22 protein-coding genes and 1 pseudogene are annotated in these 24410 nt (G+C 72.1%); 10 read left to right on the plus strand and 13 right to left on the minus strand.

Going from position 1 to position 24410, the window contains the following annotated elements; translation table 11 throughout:
• The first annotated feature begins 58 nt into the window (after positions 1-58).
• Complete coding sequence (locus ACIRR9_RS16795; protein WP_365344037.1) at positions 59-844, plus strand: VOC family protein; 786 nt, start codon at positions 59-61, stop codon at positions 842-844.
• Positions 845-1015: 171 nt separating this feature from the next.
• Positions 1016-1903, plus strand: a complete 888-nt coding sequence (locus tag ACIRR9_RS16800; RefSeq protein ID WP_403751860.1) for a 4Fe-4S domain-containing protein — start codon at positions 1016-1018, stop codon at positions 1901-1903.
• Between the two features lie 45 nt (positions 1904-1948).
• On the opposite strand, the gene ACIRR9_RS16805 is transcribed toward ACIRR9_RS16800, so the two are convergent.
• Entirely contained in the window at positions 1949-4645 is a 2697-nt protein-coding gene (locus tag ACIRR9_RS16805) for an FUSC family protein (RefSeq protein ID WP_403751862.1), read from the minus strand.
• A 246-nt stretch (positions 4646-4891) separates the two neighbouring features.
• Between ACIRR9_RS16805 and ACIRR9_RS16810 the strand changes: the two genes are divergently transcribed.
• From ACIRR9_RS16810 to rbsD, 5 genes are all read left to right on the plus strand, one after another.
• On the plus strand, positions 4892-5941 hold the full coding sequence (locus ACIRR9_RS16810) for a LacI family DNA-binding transcriptional regulator (protein WP_403751864.1): 1050 nt from the start codon (positions 4892-4894) through the stop codon (positions 5939-5941).
• Complete coding sequence (locus ACIRR9_RS16815; RefSeq protein ID WP_403751866.1) at positions 5938-7461, plus strand: sugar ABC transporter ATP-binding protein; 1524 nt, start codon at positions 5938-5940, stop codon at positions 7459-7461. The genes ACIRR9_RS16810 and ACIRR9_RS16815 overlap by 4 nt, the downstream gene beginning before the upstream one ends.
• Entirely contained in the window at positions 7451-9397 is a 1947-nt protein-coding gene (locus ACIRR9_RS16820; protein ID WP_403751868.1) for a substrate-binding domain-containing protein, read from the plus strand. Before ACIRR9_RS16815 ends, ACIRR9_RS16820 begins: the two co-directional genes overlap by 11 nt.
• Positions 9398-9469: 72 nt before the next feature.
• The gene (locus ACIRR9_RS16825) at positions 9470-10372 is read left to right on the plus strand and encodes a ribokinase (protein WP_403751870.1); all 903 of its coding nucleotides are present in this window, start codon (positions 9470-9472) and stop codon (positions 10370-10372) included.
• The gene (gene rbsD, locus ACIRR9_RS16830) at positions 10369-10758 is read left to right on the plus strand and encodes a D-ribose pyranase (RefSeq protein WP_365344051.1); all 390 of its coding nucleotides are present in this window, start codon (positions 10369-10371) and stop codon (positions 10756-10758) included. Before ACIRR9_RS16825 ends, rbsD begins: the two co-directional genes overlap by 4 nt.
• A 336-nt stretch (positions 10759-11094) precedes the next feature.
• Here rbsD and ACIRR9_RS16835 read toward each other — a convergent pair.
• From ACIRR9_RS16835 to ACIRR9_RS16875, 9 genes and pseudogenes are all read right to left on the minus strand, one after another.
• Positions 11095-11287, minus strand: a pseudogene (locus ACIRR9_RS16835) (IS200/IS605 family accessory protein TnpB-related protein); the annotation flags it as partial.
• Positions 11288-11910: 623 nt separating this feature from the next.
• On the minus strand, positions 11911-12261 hold the full coding sequence (locus ACIRR9_RS16840) for a hypothetical protein (protein WP_403751872.1): 351 nt from the start codon (positions 12259-12261) through the stop codon (positions 11911-11913).
• Between the two features lie 226 nt (positions 12262-12487).
• Positions 12488-12859, minus strand: a complete 372-nt coding sequence (locus tag ACIRR9_RS16845) for a hypothetical protein (RefSeq protein WP_403751874.1) — start codon at positions 12857-12859, stop codon at positions 12488-12490.
• A gap of 236 nt (positions 12860-13095) precedes the next feature.
• A complete protein-coding gene (locus tag ACIRR9_RS16850) occupies positions 13096-14163 on the minus strand; it encodes a MerR family transcriptional regulator (protein ID WP_403751876.1) in 1068 nt (355 codons plus the stop codon).
• A 45-nt stretch (positions 14164-14208) separates the two neighbouring features.
• Positions 14209-14475 (minus strand): hypothetical protein, encoded by a 267-nt coding sequence (locus ACIRR9_RS16855; RefSeq protein WP_403751878.1) that lies wholly within the window; start codon positions 14473-14475, stop codon positions 14209-14211.
• Positions 14472-14672, minus strand: a complete 201-nt coding sequence (locus ACIRR9_RS16860) for a hypothetical protein (protein ID WP_403751880.1) — start codon at positions 14670-14672, stop codon at positions 14472-14474. Before ACIRR9_RS16860 ends, ACIRR9_RS16855 begins: the two co-directional genes overlap by 4 nt.
• Positions 14673-15039: 367 nt before the next feature.
• Entirely contained in the window at positions 15040-15840 is an 801-nt protein-coding gene (locus ACIRR9_RS16865; protein WP_403752315.1) for a sugar phosphate isomerase/epimerase family protein, read from the minus strand.
• Positions 15841-15872: 32 nt separating this feature from the next.
• The gene (locus ACIRR9_RS16870; protein WP_403751882.1) at positions 15873-17027 is read right to left on the minus strand and encodes a dihydrodipicolinate synthase family protein; all 1155 of its coding nucleotides are present in this window, start codon (positions 17025-17027) and stop codon (positions 15873-15875) included.
• Positions 17024-18175, minus strand: coding sequence for a Gfo/Idh/MocA family protein (locus ACIRR9_RS16875; RefSeq protein WP_403751884.1), 1152 nt, complete (start codon positions 18173-18175; stop codon positions 17024-17026). The genes ACIRR9_RS16870 and ACIRR9_RS16875 overlap by 4 nt, the downstream gene beginning before the upstream one ends.
• A gap of 227 nt (positions 18176-18402) precedes the next feature.
• Between ACIRR9_RS16875 and ACIRR9_RS16880 the strand changes: the two genes are divergently transcribed.
• Positions 18403-19449, plus strand: a complete 1047-nt coding sequence (locus tag ACIRR9_RS16880) for a LacI family DNA-binding transcriptional regulator (protein WP_365344077.1) — start codon at positions 18403-18405, stop codon at positions 19447-19449.
• A gap of 309 nt (positions 19450-19758) precedes the next feature.
• On the opposite strand, the gene ACIRR9_RS16885 is transcribed toward ACIRR9_RS16880, so the two are convergent.
• Positions 19759-20307, minus strand: coding sequence for a hypothetical protein (locus tag ACIRR9_RS16885; RefSeq protein ID WP_403751886.1), 549 nt, complete (start codon positions 20305-20307; stop codon positions 19759-19761).
• Positions 20308-20669: 362 nt separating this feature from the next.
• Between ACIRR9_RS16885 and ACIRR9_RS16890 the strand changes: the two genes are divergently transcribed.
• Positions 20670-21605 (plus strand): GNAT family N-acetyltransferase, encoded by a 936-nt coding sequence (locus ACIRR9_RS16890; RefSeq protein WP_403751888.1) that lies wholly within the window; start codon positions 20670-20672, stop codon positions 21603-21605.
• A gap of 17 nt (positions 21606-21622) precedes the next feature.
• Positions 21623-22423, plus strand: a complete 801-nt coding sequence (locus ACIRR9_RS16895) for a sugar phosphate isomerase/epimerase family protein (RefSeq protein ID WP_384571041.1) — start codon at positions 21623-21625, stop codon at positions 22421-22423.
• A gap of 9 nt (positions 22424-22432) precedes the next feature.
• On the opposite strand, the gene ACIRR9_RS16900 is transcribed toward ACIRR9_RS16895, so the two are convergent.
• Together ACIRR9_RS16900 and aroA are read right to left on the minus strand one after the other, a co-directional pair.
• Positions 22433-23074, minus strand: a complete 642-nt coding sequence (locus ACIRR9_RS16900; RefSeq protein ID WP_403751890.1) for a GNAT family N-acetyltransferase — start codon at positions 23072-23074, stop codon at positions 22433-22435.
• 22 nt (positions 23075-23096) lie between these two features.
• Positions 23097-24347: a 3-phosphoshikimate 1-carboxyvinyltransferase gene (gene aroA / locus ACIRR9_RS16905; RefSeq protein ID WP_403751892.1), complete on the minus strand. Its 1251-nt coding sequence runs from the start codon at positions 24345-24347 to the stop codon at positions 23097-23099.
• Between the last annotated feature and the right edge of the window lie 63 nt (positions 24348-24410).

The raw sequence follows: 24410 nt of genomic DNA on the forward strand, positions 1-24410 counted from the left end.
GCGGAGGCGGTGAAGGTGGGCGGCGGAGGACTTCATCGCGCGCAGGGAGAACTTGCAGATGCCCGAGATCACCACTCCGTACGCGACCGGCACCCCGTGCTGGGTCGATCTGATGGCGCAGGACCAGCAGGCGGCGCTGGACTTCTACCGTGACCTGTTCGGCTGGCAGGGCGAGGTCGGCGGGGCCGACTTCGGCGGGTACGCCGTCTGCACCCTGCACGGCAAGCCGGTGGCCGGCATCGGTGCGGCCATGGCTCCCGAGGGGCAGCCGGAGCCGCCGACCGTCTGGACCACCTATCTGGCCAGCACCGACGCGCAGGCCACACAGGACGCGATCGTCTCGGCGGGCGGCACCCTGATCGCGCCGGTCATGGACGTCGGCACGATCGGCCGGATGCTGATCGCCGCCGACCCGCAGGGCGCGGTGTTCGGGGTGTGGCAGCCGGTCGAGTTCCATGGCGCGGGGCTGGTCAACGAGCCCGGCGCGCTGATCTGGAACGAGCTGAACACCAGCGACGTACTCGGCGCCACCGGCTTCTACGGCGAGGCCTTCGGCATCGAGATCCAGCCGATGGAGGGCGCCGGCGGCAACTACTGGTCGCTGAACGTCGGCGGCAAGGGCGTCGGCGGCGCCGCCCGGCTCGGCAACGAACGGCCCGACACCCCGCCGCACTGGCTGACGTACTTCGCCGTGGACGACGTCGACTCCACCGTGGACGCGCTGGTCAAGCGGAACGGCACGGTGCTCGCACCGCCGTTCGACATGATGGCCGGCCGGATGGCCGTGGTCGCCGACCCGCAGGGCGCGGTCTTCGCGGCCTTCAAACCGAAGCCGATGGGCTGAGCCGCTGGGCTGAGCCGCTGAACCGAGCCGATGAGCTTGAGCCGATGAGCTTGAGCCGAGAGAGCAGCCCTCTGCCTTAAGCACCAGATCCGGACCCCCTTCCTCTTTCCGCGCGGCTCGGGATACCCCTGAGGTGACCGGCGGTGCGGAAAGCGGAAGGGAAGCGGGGCCATGGGAACGGAACAGGCCGAGCACGGCTGGCTGGTGGACGAACGCTGTACGAACTGCGATGTCGCGCGGCAGCTCGCACCGGGGCTGATCGGCGAGGTCGGCGGACGTTCGGCCGTACTGCGCCAGCCGCGCGACGCGACGGAGACCGGGCTCTTGTACACGGCCGCGCATGCCTGCCCGACCCGCTCCGTCCGTCCCCCGGCCGGGCGGCTCGACGCGGCGCAGGACCCCTTCCCGCTGGCCCTGGACGACACCGTGCGGCTGTGCGGGCACAACTCCCCGCACACCGCCGGCGCCAACTCCTACCTCCTCCACCGCCCCGACGGCACGTCGCTGATGGTGGACACCCCGCGCTGGAGCCCGGCCCTCGCCGCGCGCCACGAGGCGCTTGGCCCGGTCACCGACGTCCTGCTCACCCACCGCGACCACGCGGCGCACGGCCGCCGGTACGCCGACCGCTTCGGCGCCCGGCTCTGGATCCACGAGGGCGACCTCGACGCGGCCCCGGACGCCGACCGGGTGCTGCGCGGCACCGAGCCGGCCGAGATCACCGACGGCGTGCTCGCCCTCCCCTTCCCCGGGCACACCCGGGGCAGCGTGCTCTACCTCGCGGACGAGCGGTACTGCTTCACCGGCGACAGCTTCTACTGGTCGCGTACGACGGCGGACCTGGAGGTGGCCGAGAGCGTCACCTGGTTCTCCGTCCAGGAGTTGGCCGCCTCGCTGACCCGGGCCGCCGGCCGGCTCCGCTTCGAGTGGCTGCTGCCGGGCCACGGCGACCGCCGGCACCTCCCCGAGGACGAAATGGCCTCCCGGCTAAGGCACTTGGCAGCCCGCACCCGGGAACTCCGGCCCCGCCCGGTGGACTTCACCGCGGTGCGCTGGTGACGGTCGTTCGGCATCGCCGGTCCGCCGACGATCAGGGAGCCTCCCCTACCCGCCCCCCGCGCTCCCCTTCGCCGCCGTGGCGAGGCCGGGCTGCAGTCGGCGGGCGACGTCGACGTGGTCGCCGGTCCAGATGACGCGGACCGCGGTGCCGGTGGCCCGGCCCGTGCCGTCGACGAGGTCCGTGCGGATGGACTCGACGAGCCGCGCGGCGACCTCGGGGCGGCGGTGGAGGGGCGCGGGGGCCGCCGTACCGGCGTCCAGGCACACCGCCAGCGACCGGTACCAGCCCGCGACCCGGTCCGCGGCCCCGAGGACGGCCCGATGGGCCTCGGTCTGCCCGTCGCCCCGCTCTCCGGCCGCCCCCGCCTCCCGCCACAGCGACACCACCGCGTCCGCGGCCAGCCGCAGCGCGACCACCCCTGTGACCAGCGTGGACATGTCGGCCAGGGACGCCGGCTTGGCACCGCGTTCGGCCAGGAAGGTGCGGAAGGCGTCGTCGAGACGGCGGGCGGCGGCCGCGGCCTCGCGGCCGGCCGTGTCCGCCGCGGCCGCGGGGTGGCCGAGGGCGTGTGCCACGGCGTCGGCGAGGTAGCCGGCGCTGTCGGTGTAGGCCGCGGCGAGCGCCCGGTGGACGGCGGCCGCGGCGCCCCGGGGCCAGAAGAACAGGGCGACGACGATGCTGACCGCGCAGCCCAGGGCGATGTCCTGGACGCGCAGCAGGGCGATGTGGAAGTCGGGATCGTGGCCGATGTTGAAGAGCACGACCAGGGTCACGGTGAACGCGGCCTGCCCCGCCGCGAAGGAGACGGCGGCGGGCGCGATCCCGGCCACCAGGACGGCGGCCGGGAGGACGAACCACAGGGCGGTGCCGTGGTGCCCGATCAGGTGCAGCAGCCCGGCGCCCAGGATCGAGCCCACGACCGTGCCGGCCACCGCACGCAGGGCTTTCTGGCCCGTGTTGAGCGCGTTGGACCGCAGCACGGACAGGGTGCCGAGCAGCACCCAGAAGGAGTGCTGTACGTCGGTCACGCCGGCCAGCAGCACCGCGATGCCCAGTCCCACGGCACCGCGCAGGCTGTTGTGCAGCCACACCGAGCCCCGCCCCAGATGCGCGACGGCGCGTTCACGGGCCGACGTCAGCGCGGCGGCCGACGCGTCCGGGTCACGGCCGAGGAGCCGGTCGGACCAGCGCCGCTGCTCGGCGGCGGCCGCGAGCCGCACGTTGCCGGCGATCTGCAGGACGGCGAAGCCGAGTTCCTGGGCGCGGAAGGACAGGTCGAGGACGGCGAGGAAACCGTAGACGTCGGCCTCGCAGGTGCCGACGGGATGGTCGGCGGGCAGCCGGGCCGTGGAGCTGCGCTCCATGCCGCGCAGAGCCGCGTCCAGCTCGTCGGCGGCCGTGCACAGCGGTCCGGTGTCGCCGTGGCACAGGTCCGCGAGCAGATCGGCCGCGTGGTCGAGGACGTCGGCGGCCAGCAGACGCACGGTCCGGGCGGCCGGATCGCAGGCCGGGGCCGGGTCGGTACGGAAGGGCCGGTCGGCCAGGATGCCGCACAGCCAGGTCAGCTCGTCGACCAGCCGCACCACGGCACGCGAGGTCGCGGACAGCCCGGTGGGCCGGTACGGCGTGGCATCGAACGCGGCCCGCAACTCCGCACTGGCACCAGCAGTGCACTCCACAGCACACCGCCGCCGCGCCGCATCCGCGGTCTGGGCCGGGGGCAGAGCTTGGCCTGTGAGCGGGGCTCGGCCCGGGGACAGGGCTTGGCTTGGGGACAGGGCTTGGCTTGGGGACAGGGCTTGGCCCGGGGACAGGGCTTGGCCCGGGGCCGAGTCCGGAGCCGAATCCGAGGTCGGGGTCGGGGCGGGGGGCGAGGCCGGGGCGGGGGGCGAGTCCGAGGCCGGGGGCGAGTCCGAGGCCGGGGGCGAGTCCGAGGCCGGGGGCGAGTCCGAGGCAGAGCCCAAACCCGGGGTTGGGGCATGCTCCAAAGCCGGGTCCGGAGCGGGCAAGGCCGAAGCGGGCGAGGCCGAAGCGGCCGAAGCCGGAGGCGAAGCCGGCGCATCCGGAGGCGAAGCCGGCGCATCCGGAGTCGGAGCCGGCGCGTCCGGTGCCGGCGGTCCCGAGCCGCCCAGGTCCGCTCCGGCCGCCCCCGAAGGAACCGGATCCCGCCCCGCCAGCCCCGACGCGTCGGCCCGTAGGTCCTCCGCCGCCGCTCGGCACGCTCGCGCCGCCGGTGTGCCGAGCGGGTCGGCGACCGGGCGCGGCCACAGCAGGCAGACCGCCGGCAGTGCCGCCGCTGCCGCGAGGCCGGCCCCCGCGAGCCGGGCCGGCAGTTCGGACAGGGGTGCCGGTGTCGCCACGGGCAGGACGAAGCCCAGCAGCAGCGCCGTCGCGCTCCCCGCCAGTACCGAACTGACGACTCCGGAGAACAGCACGGCGAAGCCGACCAGCACGGTCACGGCGACGGCGAGCCACAGCGGGCGCGCCACCAGCGTGCCCACGCTGATCAGCACCAGCCAGGCCGCCGCCAGCCCCGCCTGCGCCCGCAGCCGTTCGACCATCGGGCCGGTGAAATCGACCAGCAGCAGCATCGAGAAGGAGCCGAACGCGGCGAAGCTCGCCATCGTCGGGGAGCGGAACACCTGACCGCACAGCGCGAACAGGGCGGGCATCACCAGCGCGGTCCGTGCGGCCCGCCGGGTCGCCGCCAGGTCCGGATCGTGCGCACGCAACCAGCCCACACCACACATATCAGGCACGGACCCGGCCGCACCGCAACCCGGCCGAGGTCACGACACGCCCGGCACTGGCGTGCACCCCCACTCGGTCATGTCGGCCACGCCACATCGGTCACGATTGGATTTCAGCCATCGCCACCCCCTTGCCGGACCCCCGTGTAATCGATTCCAATCCTCCGTACACGAAAGCGTGTAATCGATTCCATGGGTTCCATGGGGTCCCGAGTTCCACGAGGAGGTGGAGCGACGATGGCGAGCATCAAGGACGTCGCCGCCGCGGCCGGCGTGTCCGTCGCCACGGTGTCCCGTGTCCTGAACGACCATCCGTCGGTCAGCGACGACGCCCGCACCCGGGTCCTGGCCGCCGTCGAGACGCTGGGCTACCGCCCGAACGCCGTCGCCCGCTCCCTGCGCACCGACCAGACCCGCACCCTCGGCCTGGTCATCAGCGACGTACTCAACCCGTACTTCACGGAACTGGCCCGCTCGGTCGAGGAAGAGGCCCGCGCGCTCGGCTACAGCGTGATCATCGGCAACGCCGACGAGCGGCCCGACCTCCAGGACCATCACGTACGGACGCTGCTCGACCGGCGGATCGACGGACTGCTGGTCTCCCCCGCCGAAGGCGCCTCGCCGCTGATGCTGGAGGCGGTACGGGCCGGGACGCCGATGGTGTTCGTCGACCGGTGGATCCCGGGCCTCGACGTCCCCGTCGTACGCGCCGACGGCCGGGCCGCCATCCGCGACCTCGTCGCGCATCTGCACCGGCTGGGGCACCGGCGGCTCGCGATCATCGCCGGGCCCGCCGCCACCACGACCGGCAGCGAACGCGTCGAGGCCTTCCGGGAGGCCCTTGCGGAGTACGGCGTCCCCCTCCCCGACGCCTACATAGGCCAGGGCGACTTCCAGGCCGAGAGCGGCCGCCGGGTCACCGAGGGCTTCCTCGACCTGCCCGAGCCGCCCGAGGTCGTGTTCGCCACGGACAACCTGATGGCGCTCGGCGCGCTGGACGCGATCCGGGCGCGCGGGCTCCAGGTGCCGGGCGACATGGCACTGGCGGCCTTCGACGACATCCCCTGGTTCGTACACACCGACCCGCCCATCACCGCCATCGCCCAGCCCACCGGCGAGCTGGGCCGCGCCGCCGTGCGCGCGCTGGTCGACCGCATCGAGGGCCGGCCCCCGCAGTCCGTCACCCTCCCCGCCCGGCTCGTCGCCCGCCGCTCGTGCGGCGAGGGCCACGACGACGAGAACCGCGGCGACGAAAACCAGACCCCTGTGCAAAGGAGCACGTCGTGAGCAACCCGGACGAGTTGCTGCGCATCGAGGGCATACGGAAGTCCTTCCCCGGCGTGGTCGCGCTCGACGGCGTCGACTTCGATCTGCGCCGGGGCGAGGTCCACGTACTCCTCGGTGAGAACGGCGCGGGCAAGAGCACCCTCATCAAGATGCTCTCCGGCGCCTACACGCCCGACGAGGGTCGGATCCTGGCCGGTGGCGAGGAGGTGCGCATCCACGGTGCGCAGGACTCCGAGCGCCTCGGGATCGCGACCATCTACCAGGAGTTCAACCTCGTACCCGATCTCACGGTCGCCGAGAACATCTTCCTGGGGCGCCAGCCGCGCCGCTTCGGGATGATCGACCGGAAGCGGATGGAGGCCGACGCCGAGGTCCTGCTGAAGCGGGTCGGGGTCGCCGTGTCGCCGAGCGCGCACGTGCGTGAGCTCGGTATCGCCCGTCTCCAGATGGTCGAGATCGCGAAGGCGCTCAGTCTGGACGCGCGCGTGCTGATCATGGACGAGCCGACCGCCGTGCTCACCTCGGAGGAGGTGGAGAAGCTCTTCGCGATCGTGCGGCAGCTGCGCGAGGACGGCGTCGGGATCGTCTTCATCACGCATCACCTGGAGGAGATCGCCGCTCTGGGCGACCGGGTGACGGTGATCCGCGACGGGAAGTCCGTCGGGCAGGTGCCCGCCACCACGCCGGAGGCCGAGCTGGTACGGCTCATGGTGGGGCGGTCCATCGAGCAGCAGTACCCGCGGGAGCGGGGCGAGCAGGGCGCCGCGCTGCTCTCCGTCGAGGGGCTGACCCGGGACGGGGTCTTCCACGACGTGAGCTTCGAGGTGCACGCGGGGGAAGTCGTGGGGATCGCGGGCCTTGTGGGTGCCGGCCGTACGGAGGTGGTCCGGGCCGTCTTCGGTGCCGACCGGTACGACAAGGGGGCCGTGAAGGTCTCCGGCACCGCGCTGCGGAACCATGACGTCAGCGCGGCCATGGCCGCCGGGATCGGGCTGGTCCCCGAGGACCGCAAGGGGCAGGGGCTGGTCCTGGACGCCTCCGTCGAGGAGAACCTCGGCCTGGTGACCTTGCGGAAAGCCACCCGGGCCGGGATCGTCGATCTCAAGGCGCAGCATGCCGCCGCCGAGCGGATCGCCCGGCAGCTGGGGGTCCGGATGGCGGGCCTCGGACAGCAGGTGCGCACGCTCTCCGGCGGCAACCAGCAGAAGGTCGTCATCGGCAAGTGGCTGCTCGCCGACACAAAGGTGCTGATCCTCGACGAGCCGACGCGCGGTATCGACGTCGGCGCCAAGGTCGAGATCTACCAGCTCATCAATGAGCTCACGGCCGCCGGAGCCGCGGTACTGATGATCTCCAGCGATCTGCCCGAGGTCCTCGGCATGAGCGACCGGGTGCTGGTGATGGCCCAGGGGCGGATCGCGGGCGAGCTCTCCGCCGCCGAGGCCACCCAGGACTCCGTGATGGCGCTCGCCGTCAGCAACCCCACCACGACCGACAAGGAGGCCGCTCGTGGCCACTGACACGCTCAAGGGCAAGACATCGGGCGCCGGTGGCGCCGCGGCCGTACGCCGGCTGTTCCTCGACAACGGCGCGCTCACCGCGCTGATCGTCCTCGTCATCGCCATGTCGGCGCTGTCGGGCGACTTCCTGAGCACCGACAACCTGCTGAACGTCGGTGTCCAGGCGGCCGTGACGGCCATCCTCGCCTTCGGCGCGACCTTCGTGATCGTCTCGGCGGGCATCGACCTGTCGGTGGGCTCGGTGGCGGCCCTGTCGGCGACCGTACTGGCGTGGAGCTGCACCCAGCACGGGGTCCCGGTCGTCATCGCGGTGGTGCTGGCGGTCCTGACCGGCATCGCGGCCGGTCTCGTCAACGGCTTCCTGATCGCGTACGGCAAGCTGCCCTCGTTCATCGCGACGCTCGCGATGCTGTCGGTGGCGCGCGGTCTGGCGCTGGTGATCTCCGGGGGCTCCCCGATCGCCTTCCCCGACTCGGTCTCGCACCTCGGTGACACGCTCGGCGGCTGGCTGCCGGTGCCCGTCCTCGTCATGATCGTCATGGGGCTCGTGGCGGCCTTCGTGCTCGGCCGGACGTACATCGGGCGTTCCATGTACGCGATCGGCGGCAACGAGGAGGCCGCCCGGCTGTCCGGGCTGCGGGTGTCGAAGCAGAAGCTCGCCATCTACGCGCTTTCCGGTCTGTTCGCGGCCGTCGCGGGCATCGTGCTGGCGTCCCGGCTGTCCTCCGCACAGCCGCAGGCCGCCAACGGCTACGAGCTGGACGCCATCGCCGCGGTCGTGATCGGCGGCGCGTCGCTGGCCGGCGGTACGGGCAAGGCGTCCGGCACGCTGATCGGCGCGCTGATCCTGGCGGTGCTGCGCAACGGCCTCAACCTGCTGAACGTGTCCGCCTTCTGGCAGCAGGTCGTCATCGGTGTCGTCATCGCGCTGGCGGTGCTTCTCGACACGATCCGCCGCAAGGCCGGGGCCACCCCGGCGGCCCCCCGGATCGGCGGGAGCAAGGGCAGGCAGGCCGGGACGTACGTGCTGGCGGCGGTCATCACGGTGGCGCTGGCGGCCGCGACCTCCTTCCTGCACACGGGCTCCGCCTCCGCCACCCCGCGGGTCGGGCTGTCGCTGTCCACCCTGAACAACCCGTTCTTCGTGCAGATCCGGTCCGGCGCCCAGGCCGAGGCGAAGAAGCTGGGCGTGGACCTGACCGTCACGGACGCCCAGAACGACGCCTCGCAGCAGGCCAACCAGTTGCAGAACTTCACCAGTTCGGGACTGGGCGCGATCATCGTGAACCCGGTGGACTCGGACGCGGCGAGCAACTCCGTGAAGGCGGCCGACAAGGCGGACATCCCCGTCATCGCCGTCGACCGGGGCGTCAACAACGCCAAGACCGACACGCTGGTCGCGTCCGACAACGTCAAGGGCGGTGAGCTGGCCGCGAAGACGATCGCCGAGAAGCTCGGCGGCCACGGCAAGATCGTGATCCTGCAGGGCCAGGCCGGCACCTCCGCCGCCCGGGAGCGCGCGCAGGGCTTCGCCGACGGTCTCAAGGCCTACCCCGGGATCCAGGTGGTGGCCCAGCAGCCGGCCGACTTCGACCGCACCAAGGGCCTCGACGTGATGTCGAACCTGCTCCAGGCCCACCCGGACGTCCAGGGTGTCATCGCCGCCAACGACGAGATGGCGCTCGGCGCCATCAAGGCGCTGGGTTCCAAGGCCGGCACGTCGGTCTCGGTGGTCGGCTTCGACGGCACCCCGGACGGGCTGACGGCGGTCAAGAACGGCACGCTGTACGCCTCGGTCGCCCAGCAGCCGTCCGAGCTCGGGAAGATCGCCGTCGAGAACGCGCTCAAGGCGATCAAGGACGAGAAGATCGACCCGACGATCAAGGTGCCGGTGAAGGTGATCACGAAGGAGAACGTGGCCGGGTTCACGGGCTGAGCCACCGAGGAGGCGGCCGGGCGGTTCAATGGACGCCCGGCCGCCTCGATTCATTTTCTTAGGGAGTCTTTGATGTACGACTACGACCTCCTGGTCGTGGGATCGGCCAACGCCGACCTGGTGATAGACGTCGAACGGCGTCCGGCCGCCGGTGAGACGGTGCTCGGCGGCGACCTCGCCACGCACCCCGGCGGCAAGGGCGCCAACCAGGCGGTCGCGGCCGGCCGGCTGGGTGCCCGTACCGCCCTGCTGGCCCGGGTCGGCGACGACGCGCACGGCAGGCTGCTGCTCGACTCGCAGCGGGCGGCCGGTGTGGACACGGTGGGTGTGCTGGTGGGCGGGGCGCCGACGGGCGTCGCGCTGATCACGGTGGACCCCTCGGGCGACAACAGCATCGTGGTGTCCCCGGGCGCGAACGGCCGGCTCACCCCGGCGGACGTCCGGGCCGCGGGCAGCCTCTTCCACGCCTCCCGGGTGATCTCCACGCAGCTGGAGATCCCGTTGGAGACGGTGCTGGAAGTGGTCCGGAGCGTGGCCCCGGGCAGCCGTTTCGTCCTCAACCCCTCCCCGCCGCAGCCCCTCCCGGGTGAGGTGCTGGCGGCCTGCGACCCGCTGATCGTGAACGAGCACGAGGCGAAGGTGGTCCTGGGCGAGGCGTGCGTGAGCGAGGAACCGGCCGACTGGGCACGGCTCCTGCTGGCGAAGGGCCCGAAGTCGGTGGTGGTGACGCTGGGCGCGCAGGGCGCGCTGGTGGCCGACGGCCAGGGGGTGGAGTCGGTGCCGTCCGTGAAGGTGGACGCGGTGGACACCACGGGCGCCGGGGACGCTTTCACGGCGGCCCTCGCGGTACGGCTCGGGGCGGGCGAGTCGCTCGCCGGGGCGGCGGCGTACGCGGCCCGGGTCGGGGCGGCGGCGGTGACGAGGCGGGGCGCGCAGGAGTCGTACCCGACGGCGGCGGAGGTCGACGCGCTGTGAAGCGGGCGGGAATCCTCAACCGTCATCTGGCGGGCGCGCTGGCGGAGTTGGGGCACGGGCACACGGTGCTGGTGTGCGACGCGGGGATGCCGATCCCGAAGGGGCCGCGGGTCGTGGACCTCGCGTTCCGGGCCGGGGTGCCGTCCTTCGCGGAGGTGCTGGAGGGGCTGCTGGGCGAGCTGGTCGTGGAGGGCGCGACGGCGGCGGCCGAGGTCCGCCGGGCCAACCCGGCCGCCGCGAAGCTGCTGGACGGTCACTTCGCCGACCTGGCCCTGGTCCCGCACGAGACGCTGAAGGAGCTGTCGGCGGACGCGCATCTGGTCGTACGCACGGGCGAGGCCCGGCCGTACGCGAACGTGCTGCTGCGGTGCGGGGTGTTCTTCTAGGGCACATACATGCGGAGCACCCGGTTCCCTGGCCGCACCTGGGACTTTTCATCCTGGTGAAACGTGATGGCCGCCCTCTGTCCTGGTTGGCAATATCACTCGACAGCGTTGCAAATCGCCCCATGTACGCCGAGGGGCGGACTCCGCCGTGCCTGGCCCGCAACTAGGTAGCGGGCCCTGGGCAGCACCGGGACCAGGAGCCAGCGGACAGCGGCGCCGAGCGGGGTGCCGGCGAGGACGGCCCGGGTCTCGCGGTACCAGTCGGCGTACGCCCAGCGGCCCCGCGAGGTCTGTAGGCGGTGCAGACTGAAGGTGATCTCCCAGAGCGGGTCGGGGGCGTGCCCCGGTGCGCGAACGCCACCGTCGCGGCCAGGACGTACCGACCGTGCGGGGCGTTGGCCAGATGCGCCAGCGGCGCCGGGAGCTTGAGGGAGACTTCGCCGCCGGGGGTGACGCGGATGGTCTCGTTGCCGTACCGCTTGCCGGACTCGCCGTCGACCTGGAGGAACCGTCGTTCGGCCTGCCACCGCCCGTACCCCCGACCCGGTGTCGCCGAAATCCGTCACCCCACCCAACGACCACCAGCGGCGAAGGTCACGCATTCGACGCAAGAACTCCCGTTCCCTGCCCAGAGCACGCCTGCCATCGCCCGGCACGCTCACCCATGCGCGCCAGAACGCGTTCAATCGACGCCTATCACCAGCTATTCTCAACCCCCCGAGTCGAACAGTCGCCCCATCCAGGGAGCAGCCTGGGGCACGCGGCCCCCGGGAACAACTCAGGAATCAGCCGTGAACATGCTTCGAGGGGGCCCGGTCCGTCGACCGAACCCCCTCGGCTTTCCCCTCCGTATCAGAACCCCCGCGATCCCCCCGGATCCCCCTCCGAAAGCTCCGATGCCAGGTATGACCGGCGGGGTGGGGGGAGGGTTGTACGGGGGTCGCGGATTTTTTCCCGGGACGGCCGACGGGCCCGCGTCGGCGGCCCTGACCAGCAATTAAGGACAATCTAAGGCAACGACAACGACAGGTGCCCCATGGGATCCCTAGGATCCACGGGGCGCGGACACGCCCCGACGGCGCCTGCCCCACCCCGGATCGGACGGGGTGGGGCAGGATTCTCAGCCGGGTCGGTCAGAGGTGACCGCCGAGGTCAGCGGACGTCGACGGAGACCGTCTTGGAGACCGTCTTGCCGTCCTTCACGCGCAGCACCGCGACGCCCTTGTCGTCGAGCTTCTCGGCGAGCTTGTAGGCGCCCTTCTTGACCTTCGCCGTCCCGGGGAGGGTCTGCCACTTCTTGCCGTCCTTGATCTGGACGGTCACCTTGCTGCCGTCCTTGATGCCGGTGGCCTTGCCGGTGAGGGTGACGGCGTCGCCCAGCTGGACGTGGGCGGCGCCGGCCTTGACGGTGAGGGCCGGGGCGGGGGCCGCGACAGCAGCCGTGGCACCGGCGGCGAGGAGCACGGCGGAAACCGCGGAAACGGTGGCGATACGCACGTTCACAGGATTCTCCTTGGTTTTTGCTCGATTTTCCCGACCGCAATCGCGAGTCCTTTGCCCGCCCTTGCGGTCGGCTCGAACCTTATAGACACGACCGGTCGGGGTGCGGTTCCGGCCGAACGGAAATAAACCGAATCGACAGGTGAACCACAGCGGATCGAAAAGGGCGGACACCCCTGAGCAGGGGACATGAGGAAGACCTGTGTGAAGGAGTCTTCACACGGGTCGTTCAGCGCTGCCCGGGCGCCTGCGTCTCCACCTTGATGGAGACGGTCTTGGACACCGCCCCGCCGTCCTGGACGCGCACCACCGAGACGCCCTCGTCGTTGAAGCTCCCGTCGAGCCGGTAGGTGCCCTGGTCGACGGTCGCCGCCCCGGGCAGCGACTGCCAGCCGCCGCCGTCCTTCACCTGGAGGGTCACCTGGCTGCCGTCCTCGACACCGGTGGCCCGGCCGGTGAAGGTGACGGCGTCGCCCAGCTGGACGGTGGTGGCGCTCGGCTTGATGGTGAGGGTCTGGACGGGGGCCGCGACGGCGGCGGTGGCGCCGACGGCGAGGGACACGGCGGAAACCACGGAAACAATGGCGATACGCACGTTCACAAGAAACTCCTTGGCTTTGAATGGCCTGTTTTCCGCCGCAATTCTGAGTCCCCGCTCGCCCTTGCGGCTGACTCGAATCGTATAGACACAAGCAGACCGAATGCAGTTCCCAAGGCCTTATGAATCGCGAACTTACAGATTGACCACAGCCATTCAAAACAAATGGCCTGCGCGAACAGGGAATATAGAAAGAACCTGTGCGAAGAGGTTCTCGCACAGGTTCCCTGAACATGCCGTCAGTGATCCAGGCGGACCGGCATCAGGAGCGAGAAGGCGTCCTCGTCGTCGGGCCGGCGGATCGCGATCGGCGTCGTAGGCGCGCCGAGCTCCAGAATCAGTCGGTCACGGGCCCCGGCGGCCAGCGCGGCCAACAGGAACTCACGGTTGACGGCGATGCGGTTCGGGTCTTCGTCGGCATCGGCGCAGAGGGTCACCGCGCCGCCGCCTGCCACCCTGAGCACGCTGAGGTCGGGCGCTCCGACCTCTCCGGAGCGGACCGGACCGGTGTCCAAAGACCGCCGGAAGGCCGCCACTTCGACGACGGCACGGCGGCCGCCGACCCGGGGCAACAGGCGGCGGTAGTCGGGGAAGTCGTGGTCCAGACACTGACCGGCCACCTGCCTGTCCCCGGCCTCCAGTGACACGCGGCCACCGTCGAGAGAGAGCCGCACAGGCCCCTCGCCGTCCAGCAGCGCCCGCATCGCGTCGGCTAGCGGGCTGGGCACGATGACCTGCACCCGGCCCCCGTCGTGCCCGGCGACACCGGCCCGCGCGAACGCCATCCGGTACCGGTCGGTGGCCACGACACGAAGGCTCTCCCCCTCGATGTCGAACAGCACCCCGCCGAGCATCGGCAGCTCGGGGTCGGTGCTCGCCGCGAAGCGGACCGCGTCCAGCGCGGCTGCCAGCTCCGGCGCGGCGACGGACAGCCGGACGGTGGTGTTGCGGAGCGAGGTCATGACGTTCTCCCGTTGATCGAGTAGGGCTCGGAGCGCGGAGAACTCGCCGCGGGCGTCGGACAGCCCCTGTTCGAGACGGTGCAGGTGTGCCTTGAGCAGTTCCCGGACCAGACCGGTGTCCGCGCCGGACCAACTGGCCAGCACCAGCCGGATGTCCGCCAGCGGCATCCCGGCCCGGCGCAGGCAGGCGAGCATCCGAGCCTCCTCAAGCTGCCCGGGTTCGTACCAGCGGTAGCCGCTCACCGGATCCACCCAGGCCGGGACCAGCACACCGGCACGGTCGTAGAACCGCAGGGCGCTGACGCCCAGGCCACTGTCACGGGCCATCTCCCCGATGCTGCGCATCTCGTTCTCCACACCGGCACTCTGGGCCCTGCACAAGGTCGAGGGTCAACCCGACCGTGCACCCCTGCTCTCGGCGACACATTTGACGTCCCTCAGGGATTCGCTCAATCGCCGGGCGAGGTAACGGAGTTCTTCGGCGGTCAGCCGCTGCTCCGCGAGGAGTTCGTCCGCGTGGTCGAGCAGGTCGCCCGCCATGCCGAGGTGCATGCTCTCGATCCGGTCCGCGAGCCGGGAGACGTATCCGGTCCCGTCGCCCCCGAGATAACCGGGTTTGCCGTCCACGCCGGTCCACGGAAGCAGCCGCCCGCTCATACGTAGGTCTCCACGTGGTCGAGACAGGGGCGGACGAGCGGGCTGCCCTCGCCGCGCAGGGGAGCTTCGCCCCTGCGGTACGCCGTCGGGCGGCCGACGTACGGGCACGAGTACGGATACGCATAGCGCCGTCGCCCCCGAGCGGGCAGGAAGAACCGGAGCAACGGCTCGACCAGCCGTGCCAGGAGACACGTCATACCGACCTGCCTTCTCACCTGCGGTGACTTCGTTGTGTGGTGATGCCCTCACAGAGTGGGGTCGAGGGTGGCTACGCTTCCAGAGGTGTGGACTTGACAGAGCCTCTGTCAGGAACGGGAGTTGGCCGCATGAGCGAGCGCCGGAAGCCTCGGACGCAACGGGAGAAGTACGGGGGGGAGCTGAGGCTGCGGCGGACAACACCTGGTCTCACCACTCCTGAGCTTCGAGGACGCCGCCCCCGTGGCCTATGTCGAGGCCTTTCGCACGGGCCACTTGATGGACGATCCGCCGCTGTTCGGGTGCCGCACCCGATCCTAGGGCCGTGGCCTGCCCCTGGCCCCGGGAAGCAGGCAGGCCACCGACCCGTCAGTCCGCCGCGTGCGTCACGAAGCGGTCCGCCGTCTCCGCCAGCACCTCCCGGCCGTCCCTGGCCCACAAGGCGTCGTTGAAGAGCTCGACCTCGATGGGGCCGGTGTAGCCGGCCGCCTCCACGTAGCCCTTCCACTCGCGCATGTCGATCGCGCCGTCGCCGATCTGGCCGCGGCCGTTGAGGACGCCCTCCGGCAGCGGGGTGGTCCAGTCGGCGAGCTGGAAGGTGTGGATACGGCCGCCCGCGCCGGCGCGGGCGATCTGCGCGGGCGCCTGGTCGTCCCACCAGATGTGGTACGTGTCCACGGTGACGCCGACCTGGTGCGCGGGAAAGCGTTCCGCGAGGTCCAGGGCCTGGGTGAGGGTGGAGACCACACAGCGGTCGGAGGCGTACATCGGGTGCAGGGGCTCGATGGCCAGCCGGACGCCGTGCCGCTCGGCGTACGGGCCCAGTTCGGCCAGCGCGTCGGCGATCCGCTCCCGGGCGCCGTGCAGGTCCTTGGAGCCCGCCGGCAGGCCGCCGGAGACCAGCACGAGGGTGTCCGTGCCGAGGGTCGCCGCCTCCTCGATCGCGCGCCGGTTGTCGGCCAGGGCGGCGGCGCGCTCGCCCGGGTCGATGGCCGTGAAGAAGCCGCCCCGGCAGAGCGTGGTGACCGCCAGGCCCGCCTCGCGGACCAGCTTGGCGGTCGCCTCGACGCCGTACGACTGCACCGGCTCGCGCCACAGGCCGACGCCCGGCACGCCCAGGTCCAGACAGGCGTCGACCAACTCGGGCATCGACAGCTGCTTGACGGTCATCTGGTTGATCGAGAAGCGGGACAGGTCGCCGGTCACTGGTTGACTCCGTACAGGGCGAGCAGGGTCTTCATCCGCTCCTCCGCCAGCTTCGGGTCCGGGAACAGGCCGAGGCCGTCGGCGAGTTCGTAGGCGCGGGCGAAGTGCGGGAGGGAGCGTGCCGACTGGAGGCCGCCGACCATGGTGAAGTGCGACTGGTGGCCGGCCAGCCAGGCCAGGAAGACCACGCCCGTCTTGTAGAAGCGGGTGGGGGTCTGGAAGAGGTGGCGGGAGAGTTCGACGGTCGGGTCGAGCAGTGCCCGGAAGCCGTTCCGGTCCCCCGTGTCCAGGGCCCGGACCGCCTCGGCCGCCAGCGGGCCCAGCGGGTCGAAGATGCCGAGCAGGGCGTGGCTGAAGCCCTGCTCGTCGCCCGCGATCAGCTCGGGGTAGTTGAAGTCGTCGCCGGTGTAGCACCGGACGCCCTGCGGGAGGCGGCGGCGGATGTCGATCTCGCGGCCGGCTTCCAGCAGCGACACCTTGATGCCGTCGACCTTGTCGGGGTGGGCGGCGATGACCTCCAGGAAGGTGTCGGTGGCCGCGTCCAGGTCGGACGAGCCCCAGTAGCCCTCCAGGGCCGGGTCGAACATGGGGCCGAGCCAGTGCAGGACGACCGGTTCGGTGGCCTGGCGGAGCAGGTGGCCGTAGACGTCGAGGTAGTCCTCGGGTCCGGAGGCGGCCGCGGCCAGCGCCCGGGAGGCCATCAGGATGGCCTGGGCGCCGGTCTCCTCGACGAGGGCGAGCTGTTCCTCGTAGGCGGCCCGGACCTCGGCGAGGGTCGCCGGGCCGGTGATCTGGTCGGTGCCCACGCCGCAGGCGATCCGGCCGCCGACCGCCCTGGCCTCGGCGGCGCTGCGGCGGATCAGCTCGGCCGCGCCCGCCCAGTCCAGGCCCATGCCGCGCTGGGCGGTGTCCATCGCCTCGGCGACGCCCAGGCCGTGCGACCACAGGTGGCGGCGGAAGGCGAGGGTGGCGTCCCAGTCGACGGCGGCGGGCGAGTCGGGGCTCGTGTCCGCGAAGGGGTCGGCGACGACGTGCGCCGCCGAGAAGACCGTGCGGGAGGTGAAGGCGGTGCCGGGGGTGACGGCGAGCGGCTCGCTGCGCGGCTCGTACGCCCGCAGTCCCCCGTCGGGGCCGGGAAGCTGGATGGTCACAGCGCGATCTCCGGAACGTCGATACGGCGGCCCTCGGCCGAGGACTTCAGGCCCAGCTCGGCGAGCTGCACACCGCGGGCGCCGGCCAGCAGGTCCCACTGGTAGGGCGCGTCGGCGTAGACGTGCTTGAGGAACAGCTCCCACTGGGCCTTGAAGCCGTTGTCGAACTCGCCGTTGTCCGGGATCTCCTGCCACTGGTCGCGGAAGGCGTAGGTGGCCGGGATGTCCGGGTTCCAGACCGGCATGGGGGTCGCGCTGCGGTGCTGGACACGGCAGTTGCGCAGGCCGGCGACCGCTGAGCCTTCGGTGCCGTCCACCTGGAACTCGACCAGTTCGTCGCGGTTGACGCGGACCGCCCAGGAGGAGTTGATCTGGGCGATGGCCCCGCCGTCGAGCTCGAAGATGCCGTAGGCGGCGTCGTCGGCGGTGGCGTCGTAGGGCTTGCCGCCCTCGTCCCAGCGCTGCGGGATGTGGGTGGCCGTGAGGGCCTGGACGGACTTCACCCGGCCGAACAGCTCGTGGAGCACGTACTCCCAGTGCGGGAACATGTCGACGACGATGCCGCCGCCGTCCTCCGCGCGGTAGTTCCAGGAGGGGCGCTGGGCGGTCTGCCAGTCGCCCTCGAAGACCCAGTAGCCGAACTCGCCGCGCACCGACAGGATCCGGCCGAAGAAGCCGCCGTCGATGAGCCGCTTCAGCTTGAGCAGGCCGGGCAGGAAGATCTTGTCCTGGACGACGCCGTGCTTGATGCCCTTCGCGGAGGCGAGCCGGGCCAGCTCCAGGGCGCCCTCCAGACCGGTCGCGGTCGGCTTCTCGGTGTAGATGTGCTTTCCGGCCGCGATGGCCTGCTTGAGGGCCTCCTCACGGGCGGAGGTGACCTGGGAGTCGAAGTAGATGTCCACGGTCGGGTCGGCGAGGACTTCCTCGACGTTCGTGGAGATGTGCTCGATCCCGTGCCGGTCGGCGATCTCGCGGAGCGCGTGCTCGCGGCGGCCGACGAGGATCGGTTCCGGCCACAGCACGGTGCCGTCGCCGAGGTCGAGACCGCCCTGCTCGCGCAGGGCGAGGATCGAGCGGACGAGGTGCTGGCGGTAGCCCATGCGTCCGGTCACGCCGTTCATGGCGATACGCACCGTCTTGCGTGTCACGTGTTTCCCTTCGTCCGCGTGCGTCTCAGCAACGCAGCAAGCGCTTTCTATACAGTCTGAAGCTAGCCTTTCAGCGGTGGTCTGTACAAGACCGTGATGGGGTCGAGTTGTTCGAGGGGGCGAACGACCGGGGTGATTGGCCTTATGGTCTGCTCGGCAAGGGGGCTTCCTTTGATCAGGCTGTGTACGACGGCGTACGACGAGATGCGCGACCGGAGGACGACGAGATGACGGTGACCCTGGCGGACGTGGCGGCCCGCGCCCAGGTCTCGCCCGCGACGGTGTCGCGCGTACTGAACGGCAACTACCCGGTGGCGGCGACCACACGCGAGCGGGTGCTGCGGGCGGTGGACGAGCTGGACTACGTCCTGAACGGGCCGGCGAGCGCCCTCGCGGCGGCCACGTCCGACCTGGTCGGCATCCTCGTCAACGACATCGCGGACCCGTTCTTCGGGATCATGGCGAGCGCGATCCAGGGCGAGATCGGCGGTCCGGGCGGGCGCGCGGGCGGCGAGCGGCTGGCTGTGACCTGCAACACCGGGGGGTCGCCGGAGCGCGAACTGACGTATCTGACCCTGCTGCAGCGGCAGCGGGCGGCGGCGGTGATCCTGACCGGCGGTGCCGTGGAGGACGTGCCGCACGCGGCGGCGGTGGCGGCGAAGCTGCGGAAGCTGGCGGACGCGGGGACCCGGGTGGTGCTGTGCGGGCGGCCGCCGGCGCCGGACACCGACGCGGTGGCGCTGACCTTCGACAACCGCGGCGGCGGCCGGCTCCTGACCGAGCACCTCATCGGGCTCGGGCACCGGCGGCTCGGCTACATCGCGGGGCCGGAGGAGCGGACGACCACCCGGCACCGGCTCGAAGGGCACCGGGCGGCGCTGGCCGCGGCCGGGATCGAGGAGGACCCGCGCTGGACCGTGCACGGACGGTACGACCGGCGGGCCGGGTACGAGGCGACGCTGGAGCTGCTGCGCCGGGACCCGACGCTCACGGCGGTGGTGGCGGCGAACGACTCCGTCGCGCTGGGCGCGTGCGCGGCGCTGCGGGAGTCGGGGCTGCGGATCCCGGCGGACGTGTCGGTGGCCGGCTTCGACGACCTGCCGTTCAGCATCGACGCGGTGCCTTCGCTGACGACGGTACGGCTGCCGTTGGCGGAGGCGGGGGCGCGGGCCGGCCGTATCGCCATGGGCCGCGAGGAGCCGCCGCCGGGCGGGATCGCCACGGTCCGCGGGGAGCTGATGGTGCGGGGCTCCTCGGGCGTGCCGCGAGCCTGATGTGCGATTACACGGCGGTCCGGGCACCGCGGTGAGGAGGTCGAGGGACGCGGCTCAGGTGCCCCCGAACATCCTCGCCGTCCCGAAGACGCGGACCGGCCGGCAGCGGTCGCCGCCGGCCGGCGGCCGCCGGGCAGGGCCCGCCCCGGGCCTCCGCCCCCGCGGACGGCCCTCACCCGGTCACCGCCTGCACGGCCACGGGGCCGGGGCCGTGCGGGTTCTGCGCGCACAGATCCGGGTGCCCGCGGCTCGGGCACCCGGATCCATCCTTTGATCTGCCGTCAGGCAGTGTCGGTCACAAGGGGCTGATCAGCGACCGCCGCCGCCACCGCCACCGCCGTGGCCGCCGCCACCGCCGCCGCCGTGGCCGCCGCCACCGCCGCCGCCGTAGCCGCCACCACCGTGACCGCCACCGCCGTAGCCACCGCCGCCATAGCCGCCACCGCCGTAGCCACCGCCGCCGTAGCCGCCACCACCGTGACCGCCACCACCGTGGCCGCCGTAGCCGCCATAGCCGTAGTCATCGTCGCCGCCCCACCAGCCGCCGCCGTAGCCGCCGTGGCCTCCGCCGTAACCTCCGCCGCCGCGGCCTCCGCCGCCGTAGCCGCCGCCACCATAGCCGCCGCCACCGTGGCCTCCGCCGCCGTAGCCGCCGCCACCGTGACCGCCACCGCCGCCTCCGCCGCCGTGGCCTCCGCCGCCACCGCCGCCTCCGCCGTGCTCCTGGTAGGTGACAACGTGGTCCGGTGCGGAGTGGGTGGCCGCGCTGGCAACGCCGGCTCCGGCCGCGAGCGCCAGGATCGGTGCCGAAATGGCAGCGATGGCGACTCTCCTGATCCGAGTGCTGTGCGCGCGCATGATTCGCCCCTCTCAGAGGGTGTGGTTGTGTTACCGACGGCCCGTCAGGGACCGCCTTGCGTGCACTCCAGAGCCTGCGCGCAGCTCTGAGCGCGTCCGCCGCCCGCGATGTCGGTTTCCGCACCGCCCCGGGCTCTCCGGCGGACCACGTCAACGCCCGAAGTTGAAACGGACATAAGTGACGTTCGTGTATAAACCTACGACTCGGATGCGACGAAGTCAAAAGCAGGACCAGGCCTAGGCAAAAAGAACAAGTAAAGCCTGCAGAGCCGCCGTTCGGGCCGACACCTTCCGGCCGGACAGGGGTCGGGATAGCCTCGGAGGACGGTATCTCTGACTCAGTCAACCATCGGGGCCCAGCCATGACCGTCCAGGACATCCGCGCCTTCAACCGCTTCTACACCAACCTCATCGGCGCCCTCGACTACGGCCGCCACCTCTACGCCCCGTACACCCTCACCGAGGCCCGCGTGCTGTACGAGCTCGCGCACTCCGCCGACACCGACGCGGCCGACCTGCGGTCGGATCTCGCGCTGGACGCCGGGTACTTGAGCCGGATCCTCAACAAGTTCGAGGAGGCCGGGCTGGTCGAGCGCTCCCCCTCGGAGAAGGACCCCCGGCGCCGGCGCGTGTCCCTCACCGCGGGCGGCCGGGCCGCCGCCGAGCTGCTCGACGAGCGGGCCCGGGACTCGGTCGGCTCGCTGCTGGGCGCCGTCGACCCCGGCCAGCGGCCGCGCCTCGCCGAGGCCATGCGCACCATCCGTACGATCCTCGGCGACGGGCACACCCCGGAGGGCGCCGGCGAGGTCGTCCTGCGCGAGCCGCACCCCGGCGACCTCGGCTGGATCGTGCAGCGCAACGCCGCGCTGTACGCGGCCGAGTACGGCTTCAACGCCGACTACGAGGGGCTGGTGGCCCGGATCGTCGCCGACTTCGCCGAGGACCACGACCCGCACCTGGAGCGGGTCTGGATCGCCGAGTGGGCCGGGCGGCCCATGGGCTGCGTGATGTGCGTACGGGACGACGCCCCCGGCACCGCACGGCTGCGGCTGCTGCTCGTCGAACCGGAGGCCCGGGGGCTCGGCATCGGCGACCGGCTGGTCGGCGCCGTGATCGAGTTCGCGCGCGGGGTCGGCTACCGCGACCTGGTCCTGTGGACCAACGACATCCTGTCCGCCGCCCGCCGCATCTACCAGCGGCACGGCTTCGTCCTCACCGCCGAGAAACCGCACCGCTCCTTCGGCAACGACCTGGTCGGCCAGGACTGGCGGCTGGACCTGCACGGGACCGGCGGCTGAGAAGTAGGTTGGTGGGTATGAGGTTCGCCTTCTCCACCCTCGGAGTTCCCGGTCTGCCGGTGACGGACGTGCTGGCGCTCGCCACGGCCCACGGCTACCACGGCGTAGAGCTGCGCGCCCACCCGGAGGAACCTGTGCATCCCGGCCTCGGCCCGGCCCAACGGGCCGATGTCGCCGCCGAGTTCAAGTCCTGCGGGGTCGAGGTCCTGGGCGTCGCCGGGTACGCGCGTGTCGCGGCGCCCGGCGCGGACGGCCCGGTCCTCGACGAGATGCGCGGGCTCCTCCAGCTGGCCCACGACCTGGGCGCGTCCTTCGTCCGGGTCTTCCCCGGCGCCGATCCCGCGCTGCCCGCGGCCGAGTCCGACGCGATCGCCGCCGGACGGCTGGGCACGGTCGCCGAGGACGCCTCCGCACTCGGTGTCCGGGTCCTGCTGGAGACCCATGACTCGCACCGCACCGGCGCCGACGCGATCCGCGTCCTCGGCCCGGTCGGCCACCGGCAGGTCGGCTCCCTCTGGGACGTGATGCACACCTGGCTGGGCGGCGAGCAGCCCGCCGAGAGCTACGCGGCCCTCGCGCCGTACCTCGGCTATGTCCAGGTCAAGGACATCGCCTCGGCCGAGGACACCACCCCGCTGCCGCTCGGCGCCGGGATCCTGCCGCTCTCCGAGTGCGTGGAGGTGCTGTCCCGGCACGGCTGGGACGGCTGGCTGTGCTGGGAGTACGAGAAACGCTGGTACGAGACGGCGGCCCCGCTGCCGGACCTGCTGGCGGGGGGCCGGGAGCATCTGGCACGGCTGCTCAACGAGTCGGCGTGAGGACGGGCCTCACACAGGCCGTGGCCGTACGGCGTCGTACCCCGCGATCCGCTCCGCCAGCCGCTGCCGGCACCCGGGCCACTCCGCCGCCGTGACCGAGAAGATCGCGGAGTCCCGCAGCCGGCCGTCCTCGCCCGGCGCCCAGGAGCGGGACCAGTTGCGCAGCACGCCCTCGAAGCGGGCGCCGGCGGCGGCGATGGCGGCACGGGAGCGCTCGTTGCGGGCGTCGGTCTTGAGGTCGACGCGGGCGACACCCCAGACCTCGAAGGCGTGCCGGAAGAGCAGGTACTTGGCCTCGGCGTTCATCCCGGTGCCCTGCGCGGAGCGGGCCAGCCAGGTGAACCCGATCTCCACCGCGTCCAGCCGGTCCTCACCGAGCCAGCTCCGGGGATCCCAGAACGCCGTCGCGCCGACGGCCCGCCCGGTCGCCGGGGACACCTGCGCGTACGGCGCGAGCCGTCCGGTCGCCGCACGGGCGAGCTGGGCGTCGATGTAGCCGCCGACCTCCCCGGCCCGGGGGACCCAGGTGAAGTCGTAGGTCCCGCGGTTCTCCTCCGCCGCCACCGCCAGATCGTCCGCGTGCCGGTGCTCCAGCGGCTCCAGGCGCACCAGCCCGCCCTCCAGCACCGGGCCTTGCAATATGTAGGTCACGCCCGGAGTCTCGCCGACCCGGTCACACGCCGTCGAACGAAATTCCCCACCCGGCGGCCAGCTCCCCGAACGCCTCGTGGAAGCCCGGGAACGTCTTCTTCACGCATCCGGGGTCGTCGAAGGAGATGCCGGGCGTGCGCAGGCCGGTCACCGCGAAGGACATCACGACGCGGTGGTCGCCGAAGGTCTTGATCTCGGCCGGGGCGGGGGTGCCGGGCCGGATCTCGATCCAGTCATCGCCCGTGCTGACCCCGACGCCCAGCCGGCGCAGGTTCTCCGCGCAGGCGTCGAGCCGGTCGCACTCCTTCACCCGGGTGTTGGCCACGTCCTCGATCCGGACCGGACCGTCCGCGAAGGGGGCGATCGCCGCGAGGGTCGGCATGGTGTCGGAGATGTCCCGCATGTTGACGGTCAGACCCCGGAGTCCGCCGGTGCCGCGGACGGTCGTACGGTCCTCGGCGATCTCCACGTCCGCGCCCATCCGCCGCAGCACGTCGACGAAGCCCAGGTCGCCCTGGAGCGCGCCGCGTCCGAGCCCCGGGACGGTGACCTCCTGCCCGGTCACCGCCGCCGCGGCGAAGAAGTAGCTCGCGGTGGAGGCGTCGGGCTCGATCGCGTAGGTCGTGGCCCGGTAGCCGCCGGCCGGGACGACGAAGACCTCGCCCTCCCGTGCCACCTCCACCCCGAACGACCGCATCATCGCGATCGTGATCTCCACGTACGGCGCCGAGACCAGGTCCGTCACCCGGATCCGCAGGCCCTTGCGGGTGAGCGGGCCGAGCAGCAGCAGCGCGGTCAGGAACTGCGAGGACTGCCCGGCGTCGAGCGTCACCTCGCCGCCCTCCACCCCGGCCGCCTCGATGCGCAGCGGGTGGTGCCCCTCCGCCGCCTCGTGGCGCAGGTCGACACCGAGATCGCGCAGGGCGCGGGTGAGCGGGGCGAGGGGGCGACGGCGCATCTGCTCGGAGGCGTCGAAGCGGTAGCTGCCGTGGCCGGCCGCGGCGAGGGTGGGCAGGAAGCGGGCGGTGGTGGCGCCGTCCCGGCAGTAGACCTCGGCCTCGGGCAGCGCGGGGCCCTGCGGGCGGCCGTCCACCTGCCAGGTGTCCGGGGTGCGGCCGACGCGGTAGCCGAGCCGGGCGAGGCCCTCGGCGAAGCCCTCGGTGTCGTCGGAGCGGAGGGGGCGGACGAGGGTGGTGACTCCGTCGGCGGCGGCCGCGAGGAAGAGGGCGCGGGCGGTGACGGACTTGGAACCGGGGATGTCGACAGCGGGCATGGACCGATGATCTCCGGTTTCTCGGGGGTGGGGGGACGTTTGTCCATGGGGTGGAACAAGTTG

This window comes from Streptomyces sp. NPDC101234 (assembly GCF_044767525.1).
In the GTDB taxonomy this organism is placed as follows: Bacteria; Actinomycetota; Actinomycetes; order Streptomycetales; family Streptomycetaceae; genus Streptomyces; species Streptomyces sasae.